Below are 14,658 nucleotides of genomic sequence, written 5' to 3'. Positions count from 1 at the left end.
ACTCCAGCCGAGCCTCAGCTTTGCTGGAGTTTTTTGCGTCCTTCTGTCTATCTGTTACGAAAGATTATCCTTCAATTAAATTTTTCGGTAATTTCCGGGGTGGGTTGGGAAGGAGAGGTAGTATCGACTTGTAAACCAGCAGGAAAAACAGAATGGCTACAGGAAATCTTAGCTTTCGCCTACAAGAGCTATCTGAGGAAAGGACAGAACTGCTACTTCACAAGGTATCAGGTGTTTCAATTGATGTTGTTCAAAAGCTAAAAACATTTGTACCTTTTGAGGAGATTACGCCTGATTTACTAGCTGATGTGGTGAGTCTTGCAAAAGCCCTAGAAGTGCCTGCTACAAGCCTACTTGTCTCTGAAGAATTGAAAATCGCGTTAGCAGACAAAATCGTAGAACTACTACGTCAACGGGGGGTATCTCATCCGGTTCTTGAAACAGAGGTTGATGTAGCTCCAGAAAGGCGTGAAAGGCCAGAAGCCGAAGCGCCTGCCGCTGAAGGTAGAGACTTCAATATTGAAATTGAAGGTACTACTGCACTTCGTGACCGCTTGCTTGCTACGGAGGACTTCGTTAGATGTTCTGCTTGTGTTCTGATTCGCCCTCCTCAAGATTGTACTGAAGAATGTTCATAAAGAATTTGATTTAAGCGATGCATTGACCGCAAAGATGACAGCTACTAAAAGAAGTATCAGAGGTAAGCGATTTAGAGAAGTAAAACAAAATTTTGAGAATGTACAGGCGGGTCATAAATTTCATCAAAAATTTCTACTTTTCCTCTTTGGAATTTTTGGCATATGTATAAGTAGCCTTTTGCCCTTTACTGCGGCTGAAGGTCTTATTGGACTTATCATCAAACCAACATTCAACAATGAGTTTGACGTTTTTATCTCGTTTTTCGAGATTTCTGCGTTTGTAGTAACACTCATATTGACTGTTCTTTATGGGCTAGAGTTCAAGTTCATTGTGTTTTTGATAATTCTGACAGTAGTATGCAGCTCTTTTACTGCTTTGCTACCAGGGTTAATAAGTGTTTGGGTAGATATCATCGAATTTCTACTAAGTATTATTTTTACCTGGAGTGGTTGCGTTGTTATTGCTACGGTTATTACTTTTGTTTCACTGATCAGCAATCAGCTTGGTCAGTCTGCCGCTATTGCAACTGCCACTTGTTCAATAGTAGTAATGTTTATGTATTCAGACTTGCCAAGTATTTTCTCAAAAGCAACAGCTACAGTTATTGCATTAACAATCGTTCTTGCTTCTATTGTAATCTGCAAGAAAGCAATCAATTACGCACCCAAATTTAAATGGATTACCAGTAAAGCATTCTTTTGGTCATCAATAGGAGCAACTTCATTTTATGGACTAGATTTAAGCGGCATTCGTTTTGACAATTCAGACTTAAGCTACACAGACTTGAGAAAAACAAATCTTACACGATCGAGCTTTTCAGGTGTAGTAGGATTAGAGCTTGCTCGTACTGAGGGAACAATTCTCGAAGATCCCAAAATTAGAAAGCTTTTAACAACTAAAGATAGTGGTTATGCAGAAGATTTCACAGATGCAAATCTACGTGGTGCAGATCTACGAGGAGCCGATCTAAGAGAAGCCATTTTAGTGAGAGCGCAACTGCTTGATGCCGATCTATCTGGCGCAAATCTTACCGACGCCTGCATTCAAGATTGGAATATCAATCACAACACTCGATTTACTAAAGTTGAGTGTAAAAGAGTCTATCTAAAGCGTAGTCCCAGTGGACATTTTCTAGAGCCAAAACCGGACAGCGGTGAATTTTTGCCAGGAGAATTTGAGAAGTGGGTGACGGATATTCGAGACACGATCGATCTCATTTTCCAAAATGGTCTCAACTGGCGAGCCTTTGCTTTTTCACTCACGCAAACCGCGATCGATCACGAAGGGCTTGATCTTGCAGTTCGCAGCATTGAAAACAAAGGCGATGGCGTGGTAGTTGCCAAAGTTGGCGTGTCCTTGGAGACGAATAAAACAGCAATTCATCAGCAGATGACCGGACACTATCAAGAAGCAATGCTGGCGATCGAATCGGGATATGAACTTGTTTTGAGAGCGAAAGACGAAGAGATCAATCGACTCACGCAGTTTCGCGACCAGCAGCAGAAATTTATTCAAGGATTGGTGACGGGAATTGCGGAAACCAAAGGCCAAGTTTTGATTCAAGGAGAAGGCAATCGCATTTACCTCATGGATCAAGCAGGCGACATTATGGAAAACAGCAATCAGAACGTCAGCGCAGGCGGCAACGTCGATATGTCGAGCGGCGGGCGCGTCAGCATCGGCGGCGGCATGACGGGTTCAAGCGTGACTTTGGGTGATTTGAGCGGACAGGTGAGCAATACGATTCAGCAGTTGCACGATATCAAAACGACAGAGGCACAAGAACTCGTGCAGATCTTGGCAAAGCTGCAAACGGCGATCGAGAGCGATCGCGTCCTCACGCCTGACCAGAAACAGCAAGCCCTCGAAGCCGTTTCCACCTTGGCCGAGGAAGGCAGCAAACCACCGGAAAAGCGCGCCACGAAATTTTGCACAATGGCCGTGAATGCCCTCAAAGGCTTGGCGAGCAGCCTCACCAATGCCAGTCAGCTTGCGGAAGCAATGAAAACCTTGCTGCCTGCTTTGACCGGAATCTTTGCGCTTTGATCGTCTGCTGTTAACCTCTTGCCTGGATAATGAAGTCGGGTGCGGGTGAGCGATCGCCAAATCAGACAGTCAAATTGCTTTTTCTGTCTTTGGTCGCTTGCAAACGGGAGCACGGCGTTCGACACTGGTGATGAGAAGCAATAGGCAGGCAGGTTGTAGTGAAAAGGGTACTATCGATCATTTTGGGCGGCGGTGCAGGCACAAGACTGTATCCGCTCACGAAGCTGAGGGCAAAACCTGCTGTCCCGCTGGCAGGCAAATATCGCCTGATCGATATTCCTGTTAGCAACTGCATCAACTCTGAGATTTACAAAATCTACGTCCTGACGCAGTTCAACTCCGCCTCACTCAATCGCCACATCTCGCGCACCTACAGCTTTGCTGGATTTAGCGAAGGCTTTGTGGAAGTGCTGGCCGCGCAGCAAACGCCCGAAAATCCCAACTGGTTTCAGGGAACAGCGGATGCCGTCCGTCAGTACTTGTGGCTGTTTGAAGAGTGGGACGTGGATGAATATCTAATTCTCTCTGGCGATCACCTGTATCGCATGGACTACAAGCAGTTTGTCGATCGCCACCGCGAAACGAATGCCGACATTACAATCTCGGTCGTGCCGATGGACGAAAAACGCGCCTCGGACTTTGGCCTAATGAAAATTGACGGTTCCGGGCGCGTCGTTGACTTTAGCGAAAAGCCAAAGGGTGATGCGCTTCGGGAAATGGCGGTCGATACAACCGTCTTAGGACTCTCGGCAGACCAAGCTCAGCAGATGCCCTACATTGCCTCAATGGGCATCTACGTTTTCAAAAAGCAAGTCCTCAAAGATCTGCTGCAAGCCGCACCCGACAAAACCGACTTCGGCAAAGAAATTATTCCCGCTAGCGCCCAAGACCTCAACGTCCAAGCCTACCTGTTTGGGGGCTATTGGGAAGATATTGGAACAATCGAAGCCTTCTACGATGCCAACCTTGCCCTGACGCATCAGCCGCGACCCGAATTTAGCTTCTACGACGAAAAAGCGCCGATCTACACGCGATCGCGCTATCTGCCGCCGACGAAGCTGCTGGATTCGCACGTCACCGAATCGATGATCAGTGAAGGCTGCATCCTCAAAAACTGTCAGGTGCACCATTCGGTTTTGGGCATCCGCACCCGCATCGAAGCCGGATGCATGATTCAAGATGCGCTGATTATGGGCGCAGACTATTACAGCCCGTTTGCCGAACGCGCCACCGATTGCAGCAGCCCAGAAATTCCGATCGGCATCGGCGCAAACACCACAATTCGGCGGGCGATCGTCGATAAAAATGCCCGCATCGGCTGCGATGTGCAAATCATCAACAAAGACCGGACCGAAGAAGCCGAACGCGAAAATCTTGGTTTCTACATTCGCAGCGGCATCGTGGTGATCATCAAGGGCGCAACGATTCCAGACGGCACAATTATCTAAGAAATGAATTGCAGTGAGCCGCACGATCGCCTCCGCGAGCAATGCGGCTCTTGTTTGTTGTGCGTTTTATTCAAACCCAGAGCTGTACGGATATCGATCGAACAGTTTTTGCGATCTACACCTGTTACACTGCACAAGAACAATTTTTGTATTCTTTGCCTGAGCGGATGGACACCACGAGCGAATATATTCGGAAGGCCGAAGCGACCAGAGTGCGCGTGTTGAGCGAAGCACTCCCCTACATTCAGCAGTTTGCCGGACGCACGATCGTCGTTAAATACGGCGGCGCAGCGATGAAAGACAGCAGCCTCAAAGCCACCGTCATGCGCGACATTGTGTTTCTCGCCTGCGTTGGCCTGCGTCCGATCGTCGTTCACGGCGGCGGTCCCGAAATCAATGCGTGGCTGGGCAAGTTGGGCATTGAAGCGCAATTTAAGAACGGCCTGCGCGTCACCGATGCTCCGACAATGGACGTGGTGGAAATGGTTTTGGTCGGGCGCGTCAACAAGGAAATTGTCGAACTGATCAATCAGGCGGGCGGGTCTGCGATCGGGCTGTGCGGCAAAGACGGCAATCTGCTCAAGGCGCGTCCTGCCGGACAAGAAGGGATCGGCTTTGTGGGCGAAGTGACGAGCGTGGATGCCAACATCTTGAGCACCCTAGTCACAAACAACTATATTCCCGTTGTCTCAAGCGTGGCGGCAGACGAAACCGGACAAGCCTACAACATCAACGCCGACATCGTGGCGGGTGAGCTGGCTGCCGCTTTGGGAGCCGAGAAGCTAATTCTGATGACGGACACAGCGGGAATTTTGCACGACTATCGCGACCCGACCACGCTGATCTCCACGCTCGATATCAGTCAGGCTCGCAACTTGATCGATTCAGGTGTCGTTGGTGGCGGCATGATTCCGAAAGTGAACTGCTGCGTGCGATCGCTCGCCCAAGGAGTCCGCGCTGCCCACATCATCGACGGACGCATTCCCCACGCGCTTTTGCTGGAAATTTTCACCGATGCGGGGATTGGCTCGAAACTGGTCGCCTCGGAATTCACGATTTGAAGCAGAGCGATTCGATCGCACCTTGCGATCAAATCTCCTAGCCGCCACCGCGACCAACTTAGAAATTCACCGCGCCAGAAACGATCGATTCACTGGTGATTTGTGCTGATCGGAAGCTGATTTGTTTGAGGGGGAGAGGTTGCGATCGCTGCTCTTTGCATCCTCACCAACAGCTTTCAACAGTCCGCTCCGACCGGGTTTATCTTATGCCGCTTTGCTGAACTTGTGTTGCTAAACTGCTCAAGCAATGTTCTTTTTTCCATATCTACCAATTCCAAGTTTTTCACAGTACTGCTTGAACTCAACTTATAAAAGTTTATTGTTGAAATATTGTTTCATCATTCTTCTAAAAATTTGTAGATATATCGTGAGACCAAGAAAAGATATTAATGCATAGAGTATTGCATAAAAAATATTTGAGTAACACAAAATCACAAATGGTAACAAAGTCACAACAGAGAACCCTGACAGTAGCGTTGCTTTGAATGCTAAACGATAAGATGCTGTAACAAATTTTGCTTCTTCTTTGCCAATATTGAAACTAAAAACTTGTGAATTTTCTCCTTCACCTAACTCCTTTTTGATCTCTATCTCATAAGCTTGTAAGTTGCGAACAAAGTACCATGCATAAGACTGCTTAATCAAATTTGAGAATAAAATCAGTCCTAGAACTGCTAACAAGCTTAAGAAGCCTAAAAGTAGGAAAAGAGTGGAATCAAACTTTGGAATTGCGGGCAAGACGACTTCAGAAACTGGTTTCCAAATGATGATGACTGCTCCTACTACTCCAAGTAACTTGAAATCATCATATGCACTTTTTATCACTTCTTCTGCTTTATCACTCAGTCTTGCATACTCTTTGTAAAGGTATTCTAATCTTGGGCTAGGTTCTGCATCCATTTGTGACACTCCACCAGCAAACTGAGAGCATCATCTCACAGACAGCCTCGAAGCACTCAACTTTGGTTATCAACAGATAAACTTCGAGTACTGTTTCTCCCGATCGCCCTGCGGCATAACAATTCATTATGCCGAAAATTTCCGCATAGCGTCCCGGAATAGGTGAATATGCAGAAAGTTTCCATGTAACATCCCGGAATGCAAAATTCGATCGCCCCCAAGAACCATCAATTCCTACAGCAAACCGTCCCGCTCGATTTCTTCAATTACCTGTAAGCCTCGCGGATCGCCGACTTTGAGCATGGCGGTTCGGGCATCTTCGCGAACGCCAAGTTCTTCATCTTCGGCAAATGCTTCGATCAAGGCATCGATCGCCGTCGCATAAACAACATTGGAAGGCAGTTCGCGGCAGAGCTGGCCGATCGACCACGCACAATTGCTTCGCACGGCGGCTTCCGGGTCTTGTCGTAGCGCTTCGATCAGCGGCGGCATCGCCACAATAATCGTTTCGTAGCCGACGTTTGCCATTTGTGCGAGGGCACTTGCAGCCCAAAGGCGGACAGCAGAAATATCGGTTTTGAGGGCGTCGATGAGGGGAGGCAGGGAGCGGCGATCGCGGCAGTTGCCCAACGCCCAGACGATGCCTTTTCGCACATAGCCGTTCCAGTCGCGACCCAGTTGCGCGATCAGCGGTTCGACCGCATCCGCGCTGGGATTGCGTCCCAAACCGTAAGCGGCACTGACGCGAATTAGCGGGCAAACATCGCTCAGCAGGCGAATCAGGGCAGGAATGGCGCGATCGTCTTCGAGTTCGCAAAAAGCCCGCGCCGCCAGCATCCGCTGCTGATTTTGCGGAGCATCGAGCAACAGCAGCATTGCATCCGGGTCAGGCTGAGCAGTTTCTTCTTCCTCGCTCAGCGCTTCCATGTGGTCGAGCGGGCTGCCAGCCTCAATTTCGGCTTCTAGAACTGTGAAGTCATCATCGTCATACATACTGTCAACTTTACAGCAAAGGTTTTCCCCCTGTGGCGCGTGGCGGCGAAGAATCCGCCAGAAGGAGTGTCAAAAATCGATCGCGGCAGCAGGCAAAAGCGAGGACAGCAGGAAAGCGACTGTTTGGATTGACCGACCGCCAACCCCTGATCCCTAACACTCGATCGCAAACTTTGCCTTCAAACCAGCCGATTTTGCTTGAGAATAGGAAGGGGATGTAAAAGCAGTCAACTTCAATCTGCAACTGTTTTTGCTCCGGGACGATCGCCCGTCCTCAACGAATGGCGAATGCTTCGCAGTTTTTCCTCGCGAGGCGCACTTCAAATCGGACGATATAACACGCTCGATGACACTTCCTTCTGTTTTAGAAGAGTTGCTGCAAGCCTTGCCTCGGTTGCGATCGCAGCTTTACTTCAAGTCTTCCCTCACGGCTTTGTCGCACGCGATGGAAGATCAGGTGCTTGCAGGCACGACGCAGCCGCTCGTGATTGCTAACTTTCAGCAGGAGCGATTTTATCGTCAAGAAGCGCATCGCTATTTGCGGATCGCAGAAGTGACGCCGCAAGTGTATGTCTTGGCTGCACCCGAAACGAATTTTCAAAACGCATCCGGCGACTATGAAACGATCGCCTTCGACCCCAGCGACGCGCTCAGCCAAGAATGGCACCTGGTTGTGATCGGCCAGCAATATTCCGCCTGTTTAATTTGCCGGGAACGCTTAATGCCAGAAGAAGCAAGCGGATTGCCCGCCGACCAAATTCGCCGCTTTGAGGGCATCTGGACGTTCGATCGCCAAGTCGCTCAAACCGCCGCGAATTTGCTGCTCGATCGCGTTTTGGCTTACCGTCCAGAACTTGCCGCCAAAGTTGGCGAGGCGAAAATGCAGTTTTTGGTCGATTTGCCTGCGGGCGTGCGCGAAGTCGATACTGACCCGTTCGCCCAACGGCTGATCACCTATTTGCAGGCTGGACAGTACAAGCTGCTAAAAGCCTACCGATCGATCGCTGCCCAAGAGCGCAAAGAGCGCTTGGTGAACTCGATCGCAACGGCAATTCGGCGATCGCTTGACCCGCAAGAAATCCTGAAAGTGGCGGTGCGCGAATTGGGTCAGGCCATGCAGGTGTGCCGCACCCTCGTCTATCGCTGTCATGCCGACGATGACACGGCGATCGTTGCCGAAGAATATGTCAAGAATGACAGCATTTCCAGCCTGGCCGGACAAACCTGGCCGCTGATTGAAAATCCGCTCTTTCAAACGATCGCCCAGCGGCAAGAACTAATTGCGATTGCCGACACGCAAAACAGCGAGTACGATTTGACTGCCGTTCAGCCCTTACTCGATCGCTGGCAAATTCACGCTTGGGTGCTGGCTCCGGTCATCTATCAGGGACGGCTGTTGGGCATGGTGGAACTGCAAAGCTGCGCGGGCGCTCATGCTTGGCCTGAAGACGATCTGGAGATTATCGAAGCAATCGCTACTCAGCTTGGTGTCGCTTTGATTCAGGCCGAATCCTACGCCAACTTGGAAGACCTCAACTCGCAGCTTGAAGCGCTCGATCGCACCCGCAGCAATTTAATTGCAATTACCGGACACGAACTGCGGACGCCGCTTTCCACCATTCAAGTGTGCCTAGAAAGTTTGGCGGCAGAACCCGACATGCCGATCGAGTTGCAGCAGGTGATGCTCAGCACCGCGCTGGCCGATGCCGAACGAATGCGAAAGCTGGTTCAAGACTTCATCACGCTGTCGCGGCTGGAAAGCGGTCGCGTGGAATGGCATCTGGAGGCGATCGCCCTGGATGAATGCGTTGATCTGGCGCTTAGCAGCCTCCGCGCTCGCCAAAACGGAAGCGACCTGCCGCGAATTTCCGCGCAGATTCCGCCCAGCCTGCCGCCCGCTCGTGCTGATGGCGAATGGCTCGTCGAAGTCTTGTCCAAACTGCTCGACAACGCCTGCAAATTCACCGCCCCCGCAGGCGAAGTGATCATCGAAGCTCACCCAAACAGCGGCACAATGCTCGAAGTCACCATTCGCGACACCGGGCGCGGCATTGAACCGAATCGCCTCGAAGCCGTGTTCGATCGCTTCTATCAAGAAGAAGGCTCGCTGCGGCGCACAGTCGGCGGAACAGGACTCGGCCTCGCCATCTGTCGCCAAATCATCCTCGGACTCGGCGGCCAAATTTGGGCAGAATCCGACGGACGCGATCGCGGCAGTCGCTTTCACTTCACCTTGCCGATCGCTCAAGACGCTCCGCCAAAAGCCGCCCAAGATGGCGATCGGGTCTCGTTGCCCGCCCGCAAACGGCGATCGACGCGCAACCAAGCAACGCTGAGCTAGAAAGTCGGAAGGCTATTTTCTGCCCGCTGGCTGCTGCCTGAATCGACGCCTCAATCAACAAGCGATCGAGCAACCGGAGCGGACAGCGATCGCTTCTTCATCGCTAACCGAAAGCGGCTTGGCGGCACAAAGGTAATTCCGCGTCGAGTCGGGCGAGCAGGCGGCAAAGGCTCGATCGCCTCCAGTTCCACGTTTCGCAACACCGTCGCCAGCATCAATTTCATTTCAAACAGGGCTAACGCTGCGCCGATGCAGCTCCGCGCCCCGCCGCCAAACGGCAAGTATTCGTAAGCCGACAGTTTGCCCGTCAGGAAGCGATCGGGCTGAAATTGCGCTGGGCTGGCGTAGGTTGCGGCGCGACGATGCGCGAGGTAAATGCAGGGCACAAGCACCGCACCCGGATCGAACATATAGCCAGCCAGTTCGATCGACTGCTTAACCACGCGAGGCTGCGAGATCAAGGCGATCGGATAGACACGCAACGCTTCCTTGCAAACTGCGGTTAGATAAGGCTGCTGAGCAAGCTGGGCAGGCGGTTGGTTTGATGCGTCAAGTTCGGCCAGCAAGCAATCGCGCACGTCCAAATTCTGACAGAGCCAGTAGAAAATCCAGGCCAATCCGGAAGCAGTCGTTTCATGCCCCAACAGAAGCAGCGTCATGAGTTGGTCGCGCAGTTCCACGTCGCTGAGCGGTTCGCCCGATCGATCGCGAGCGGTCAAGAGCATCGAGAGAATGTCGGCTCGATCGCGCTCTTGGCGGCGGCGATCGGCAATTTCGGCGTAGATGAGTTCGTCAATTTGCTGTCGCAGGCGGACAAATTTTCCCCAGGGACTCCACGCGCCCAAATCTTGCTGAAGCGGCGGCAAAAAGAACTGCACAGAATACAAAGGCGAGTTGATGTCTTCCATCAGGCGATGCAGGAGCAGCTTCAGCCGCTGAGCGCGATCGCCCGGTTCGATGCCAAACACAACGCGCACAATAATTTCTAGCGAAATGTCGAGCATCGACGCTTGCAGATTAATTTCACCGGGCTGCCAGCGATCGATCACATCTTGGGTTATGTCGCAAATTAATTGCCCACACTGCAACAGGCGATCGCCGTGCATCGCAGGCATCAACATCTGCCGCTGCTGCTGATGGCGCACTCCATCCTGCATGATCAGCGATTCGTTACCGACAAGGGGACGAAAGACATGCGTTACTTTACCGAGTTCCAAGCGATCGCTGAGTCTGGTAAAAATTGCTTCGATCGCATCGGGATCGCTGAAAAACACAACAGGCGGTTCTTTGCCTAAAACCCTGAGCGTAAACGAATCACCATAGCGACGGGCGCAATCATCGAGAAAGCCAGTCGGGTCAGCAATCAGGCGCAGAATTTGCGCGATCGAAGGAAGCGGCGAACCAGGAGGCAGCATGAGCAGAGCAAATTAATTTTGAGCGTTGGGGCTAGCGAGCGTTTCAACCTGTTCATCGTGCCACAGCGCAATTCCGCCGAGCAGTCCAAGGACATTAGGAACGATCGAAACTTTCTGGTTCAGGTCGATCGAGACCTTGCGAGCCTCGCCGCCACCCAAATACAGGCGATCGAAATTAAACAAGCGATCGAGCTGAGCGATCGCTTTTTCCAGCCTGCGATTCCAGCGCTGTTTGCCGATTTCTTCGAGGGCAGCGCGTCCCAACTGTTCTTCGTAGGTTTCGCCTTTGCGAAAGGGATGATGCCCCATTTCCAAATTCGGAACCAGCTTGCCCTCCACAAACAAGGCAGAACCAAGTCCGGTTCCCAACGTCAACACCAGTTCAACGCCTTGCCCGGAGATTGCGCCCAAGCCTTGAATGTCGGCATCGTTGGCAGCACGAACAGGCTTGCCAAGCTGTTTAGACAGGGCAGAAGCAAGATCAAACTCAATCCAAGCGGGGTCTAAATTTGCGGCAGTGTAGACTACGCCGTTTCGCACCACACCCGGAAAGCCGACCGAAACGCGATCGAATTCGCTTTGGGTGGCCGCCAGTTCATCAATCGCCGCCAAAATTTTTTCGGGAACAGGCGGCTGCGGCGTATCGACACGAGCGCGATCGGTGAGTGGTTCACCTTGTTCGTTCAGCACCAGCAGTTTGACGCCACTGCCACCAATGTCAATCGATAGCGTTTTGCGCTCGTGAGCCATATTTCTTTCTCTTGGCGGGAACAAATGCCTCTTCGATCCTGCCACACGATCGCAGTCCTGAAGAATGCCAAAATCAAGTTCTGTGCTTTAGAAAGATGGAAGAAATGATGAATTTGAATCGATCGAGCAGATTGAGCAGAATCGCGACGCTTGCAACGCTGCTTGCCAGTGCCACCAGTCTTGCGATCGCTCTTTCCACCCGCGCCCAAACTTCGCCCGAACGCCTTGATCCCTGCATCGAAATCGTGCAGGAAAGCAGCTTGATGACTCGTCCGAAGCTGCGGCAGTTTAGTCAGGTGGCACGAGGATCAGCTAGAGCCGAAGCGATCGCGGTTTTGGGCGACCCTTACTGCCGTCTCCAACCGCTAGAGGTCGAATTACCGGACGGCAGCATGGCGACGGTGCAGCGCGAAGCGTATCCGTTCGAGTTTGCCCCGCATATCTGGTATGTGGTGATGTATGCCGGAGATCGATACTTGACGTTTGACTACAGCTTTCCTGATTCGGGGCGATCGAATTAGGCCAAGACCTGCCAAGCGTCTGAAACAATTTCGCTCAGGCGGCGGCGCGATTCAAAATCGAGTACGCCTTCGTCGGCCAGGACTTCCGCCTTGAGGTCTTCAAGCGATCGCCCCTGAGAGCGCGTGATCTGCACGACGCCCGCGATCGCAGCGGCAATCAATTCTTCGTCGATTGGCTGTTGGCGCAGGGCGACTATTTCTTGGGGGCTGTCGGGAATGGGATAATTCATAGGAGTGTGTTTCTTAAAATTCTGAGAGGCTTGTAAAGTTTTTTATTTGAACGTATCGGCAGTTTATCGCACTTTGATCCCCGTTGACTCTGTACTGGCAGGTAGTTTGCCCAATTCACGATCGCTCTGATGAAAGAAATCCTCTATATCGAAATTCCTACTTTTGAAACAGCCGCCGTCCTCACTTGGCTGCACCAAAAATACACGCCGATCGCCGGGCAAAAACGCCCTACGCCCGATGGCTGCTGCTTGAGCTTTGACACTACATCTGGATCTAATCGGGTTTCGGAAGAACTCTCGATTTTCCTGTGGTCGGTGCAGCGATCGACCTACCTGAAAGTGTTTCGCTGGGGCAATCCCGTCCAGTCTGAAAAGGCGATTTTGCAGCAGCTTCAGCGCGAGTTGCGGCAAGCATTTCCGCATCAATATCCTGAACCGCCTGCCTTGAACGGGCGATCGGTTTTTGAGGCACTGGCCGATCGCTACCCGCTGACGGTGCGCTATTTCCAAAAGATGCCCAATGGCGAATATAGCCTCGATCGCGTCTACTGGTGGGAACAGCGCTGGCGCGAAAGTGTCCGCCGTCCGCAAACGCCCAAGCAGGTGATTTTTCAGCAAGATGATTCTGAAGCGAATTCCGCTCCGATTTCCTACGATTTGATCTATGTCGGTGGCGCGTTGGGCGTGATTCATGCGACTGTGATGGCGCGATTGGGCTATCGCGTCTTGCTGATCGAGCGCTTGCCCTACGGCTATATGAATCGTGAATGGAACATTTCGCGCGATGAATTTCAAAGCGTAATTTCGCTGGGTTTGTTCACAGTGGCCGAGTTTGAAGGCTTGATCGCCCGTGAATATGTCGATGGATTCAGCAAGTTTTTTGATGCAAACAATCCCGCTGTGGCGAAAGCTCCGGTTCTGCATACGCCTCAGGTGTTGAACGTGGCGATTGATGCCGAAAAACTTCTACATCTGTGCGGCGAAAAGTTCAAGGCGGCAGGCGGCGAAATCTGGGATGAAACGGAATTTGAGCGGGCAGACATTGGTGGCGATCGCGTCACGATTCACACAACGCATCTACCGACAGAGCGCGATCGATCCGCACAAGGGCGACTGCTAATCGATGCGATGGGCACGGCTTCTCCGATCGCGTGGCAGCTCAACGGCGGGCGAGCGTTCGACAGTGTGTGTCCCACTGTGGGTGCGGTGATCAAGCGCGGCTTTGAGCCGGAAGTGTGGGATTCACAGTATGGCGATGTGCTGTTCACGCACGGCGACATTTCACGCGGACGACAGCTCATTTGGGAACTGTTTCCCGGTCGCGATCAGGAATTGGCGATCTATCTGTTCCACTACCATCAGGTGAATCCCGAAAATCCCGGTTCGCTTTTGGAAATGTATGAAGATTTTTTCAGCATTCTGCCGGAATATCGTCGCTGCGACATGGACGCCCTGGAGTGGAAAAAGCCGACCTTCGGCTATATTCCAGGTCACTTCAGCACGAGTGGAACCGATCGCCGTGTCGCGTTCGATCGCCTCCTTGCCATTGGAGATGCTGCTTCACTTCAGTCACCCTTGGTTTTCACAGGCTTCGGCTCGCTGGTGCGAAATCTGCCGCGCTTAACCGATTTGCTCGATACAGCTTTGCGGCATGATTTGCTGAAAGCGCATCATCTCGATCGCATTCGTGCCTATCAAAGCAATGTCGCAGTCACGTGGATGTTCTCGAAAGGCATGATGGTTCCGACCGGAAAATTTATGCAGCCGCAAAAGGTGAATGCGATGCTAAACACGTTTTTTGGCATTTTGGCGGCTGAAGATCCGCAAGTGGCCGATCGCTTCATTAAAGACCGAGCGGGTTGGATTCCGTTCAACCGCATGGCACTCAAGGCAGCGAGCAAAAATCCGGCTTTGCTGCTGTGGATCTGGCAGCTTGCCGGAACGAAAGATTTGGTGCGCTGGCTGGGCAGCTACTTCAGCTTTACGATCGAGGCACTTTTAAGCTGGCTGTTCGGCTGGCTTCCGGCTTGGGCGCGATCGAATCAAGCCTGGATCGAAGCTCGCTCTCCGCAACTTTGGTTTTGGCTTTTGGCTCGCAGCTATGCGCTCACGTATGGCGTGGGGCAACCGAGTCAGCAGTGGGTGCGGCTGGAGCGGCGATCGAATCAGACAAACAGCTTGGCAGAAAAAGGAGTCGGCGTTCGAGATTAGGCAGCAACCGGATTTGCGGTTTGAATGGTGCTGGGTCTTCCGCGCCGCTCTGAAGATAGGGCATTTGTCATCCTGCTGTGGTCGATACGCGATCGCGGCTTGT

General features: G+C 51.8%; 12 protein-coding genes. 7 read left to right on the top strand and 5 right to left on the bottom strand.

The window, feature by feature from the left end:
* Nucleotides 1-152: 152 nt before the first annotated feature.
* From H6F67_RS21850 to argB, 4 genes are all read left to right on the top strand, one after another.
* Nucleotides 153-638, top strand: coding sequence for a hypothetical protein (locus H6F67_RS21850; RefSeq protein WP_190768764.1), 486 nt, complete (start codon nt 153-155; stop codon nt 636-638).
* A gap of 34 nt (nt 639-672) precedes the next feature.
* A complete protein-coding gene (locus H6F67_RS21845) occupies nt 673-2,685 on the top strand; it encodes a pentapeptide repeat-containing protein (protein WP_190768763.1) in 2,013 nt (670 codons plus the stop codon).
* Between the two features lie 158 nt (nt 2,686-2,843).
* Entirely contained in the window at nt 2,844-4,133 is a 1,290-nt protein-coding gene (locus tag H6F67_RS21840) for a glucose-1-phosphate adenylyltransferase (RefSeq protein ID WP_190768762.1), read from the top strand.
* Nucleotides 4,134-4,300: 167 nt separating this feature from the next.
* Nucleotides 4,301-5,194, top strand: coding sequence for an acetylglutamate kinase (gene argB / locus H6F67_RS21835; RefSeq protein WP_190768761.1), 894 nt, complete (start codon nt 4,301-4,303; stop codon nt 5,192-5,194).
* Nucleotides 5,195-5,500: 306 nt separating this feature from the next.
* Here the strand turns inward: argB and H6F67_RS21830 are convergent, their stop codons facing one another.
* Together H6F67_RS21830 and H6F67_RS21825 are read right to left on the bottom strand one after the other, a co-directional pair.
* Complete coding sequence (locus H6F67_RS21830; RefSeq protein ID WP_190768760.1) at nt 5,501-6,094, bottom strand: hypothetical protein; 594 nt, start codon at nt 6,092-6,094, stop codon at nt 5,501-5,503.
* A 234-nt stretch (nt 6,095-6,328) separates the two neighbouring features.
* A complete protein-coding gene (locus H6F67_RS21825) occupies nt 6,329-7,087 on the bottom strand; it encodes a HEAT repeat domain-containing protein (RefSeq protein WP_190768759.1) in 759 nt (252 codons plus the stop codon).
* Nucleotides 7,088-7,433: 346 nt separating this feature from the next.
* On the opposite strand from H6F67_RS21825, the gene H6F67_RS21820 reads away from it, so the two are divergent.
* A complete protein-coding gene (locus H6F67_RS21820; RefSeq protein ID WP_190768758.1) occupies nt 7,434-9,428 on the top strand; it encodes a DICT sensory domain-containing protein in 1,995 nt (664 codons plus the stop codon).
* Between the two features lie 50 nt (nt 9,429-9,478).
* On the opposite strand, the gene H6F67_RS21815 is transcribed toward H6F67_RS21820, so the two are convergent.
* A complete protein-coding gene (locus H6F67_RS21815) occupies nt 9,479-10,843 on the bottom strand; it encodes a cytochrome P450 (protein ID WP_190768757.1) in 1,365 nt (454 codons plus the stop codon).
* A gap of 12 nt (nt 10,844-10,855) precedes the next feature.
* Nucleotides 10,856-11,593 carry an ROK family protein gene (locus tag H6F67_RS21810; RefSeq protein WP_190768756.1) on the bottom strand — a complete coding sequence of 246 codons (738 nt, stop codon included), beginning with the start codon at nt 11,591-11,593 and terminating at the stop codon, nt 10,856-10,858.
* 104 nt (nt 11,594-11,697) lie between these two features.
* Here H6F67_RS21810 and H6F67_RS21805 point away from each other — a divergent pair, with 104 nt between their 5' ends.
* Nucleotides 11,698-12,114, top strand: a complete 417-nt coding sequence (locus tag H6F67_RS21805) for a hypothetical protein (RefSeq protein WP_190768755.1) — start codon at nt 11,698-11,700, stop codon at nt 12,112-12,114.
* Here H6F67_RS21805 and H6F67_RS21800 read toward each other — a convergent pair.
* Complete coding sequence (locus tag H6F67_RS21800; protein ID WP_190768754.1) at nt 12,111-12,344, bottom strand: hypothetical protein; 234 nt, start codon at nt 12,342-12,344, stop codon at nt 12,111-12,113. The two genes, H6F67_RS21805 and H6F67_RS21800, sit on opposite strands and share 4 nt — an antisense overlap.
* A 129-nt stretch (nt 12,345-12,473) precedes the next feature.
* Here H6F67_RS21800 and H6F67_RS21795 point away from each other — a divergent pair, with 129 nt between their 5' ends.
* Complete coding sequence (locus H6F67_RS21795; RefSeq protein ID WP_190768753.1) at nt 12,474-14,555, top strand: NAD(P)/FAD-dependent oxidoreductase; 2,082 nt, start codon at nt 12,474-12,476, stop codon at nt 14,553-14,555.
* Nucleotides 14,556-14,658 lie beyond the last annotated feature (103 nt).

Origin of the sequence: Microcoleus sp. FACHB-1515 (assembly GCF_014696105.1) — a bacterium.
Taxonomy (GTDB): Bacteria; Cyanobacteriota; Cyanobacteriia; order Elainellales; family Elainellaceae; genus JAAUTJ01.
This window is presented reverse-complemented; position numbering and strand designations above follow the sequence as displayed.

Excerpts from the sequence above, each read along its gene's own strand:
- H6F67_RS21850 (WP_190768764.1), top strand. The coding sequence starts at position 153 with ATGGCTACAGGAAATCTTAGCTTTCGCCTACAAGAGCTATCTGAGGAA.
- H6F67_RS21845 (WP_190768763.1), top strand. The coding sequence starts at position 673 with ATGACAGCTACTAAAAGAAGTATCAGAGGTAAGCGATTTAGAGAAGTA.
- argB (WP_190768761.1), top strand. The coding sequence starts at position 4,301 with ATGGACACCACGAGCGAATATATTCGGAAGGCCGAAGCGACCAGAGTG.
- H6F67_RS21830 (WP_190768760.1), bottom strand. The coding sequence starts at position 6,094 with ATGGATGCAGAACCTAGCCCAAGATTAGAATACCTTTACAAAGAGTAT.
- H6F67_RS21825 (WP_190768759.1), bottom strand. The coding sequence starts at position 7,087 with ATGTATGACGATGATGACTTCACAGTTCTAGAAGCCGAAATTGAGGCT.
- H6F67_RS21820 (WP_190768758.1), top strand. The coding sequence starts at position 7,434 with ATGACACTTCCTTCTGTTTTAGAAGAGTTGCTGCAAGCCTTGCCTCGG.
- H6F67_RS21815 (WP_190768757.1), bottom strand. The coding sequence starts at position 10,843 with ATGCTGCCTCCTGGTTCGCCGCTTCCTTCGATCGCGCAAATTCTGCGC.
- H6F67_RS21810 (WP_190768756.1), bottom strand. The coding sequence starts at position 11,593 with ATGGCTCACGAGCGCAAAACGCTATCGATTGACATTGGTGGCAGTGGC.
- H6F67_RS21805 (WP_190768755.1), top strand. The coding sequence starts at position 11,698 with ATGATGAATTTGAATCGATCGAGCAGATTGAGCAGAATCGCGACGCTT.
- H6F67_RS21800 (WP_190768754.1), bottom strand. The coding sequence starts at position 12,344 with ATGAATTATCCCATTCCCGACAGCCCCCAAGAAATAGTCGCCCTGCGC.
- H6F67_RS21795 (WP_190768753.1), top strand. The coding sequence starts at position 12,474 with ATGAAAGAAATCCTCTATATCGAAATTCCTACTTTTGAAACAGCCGCC.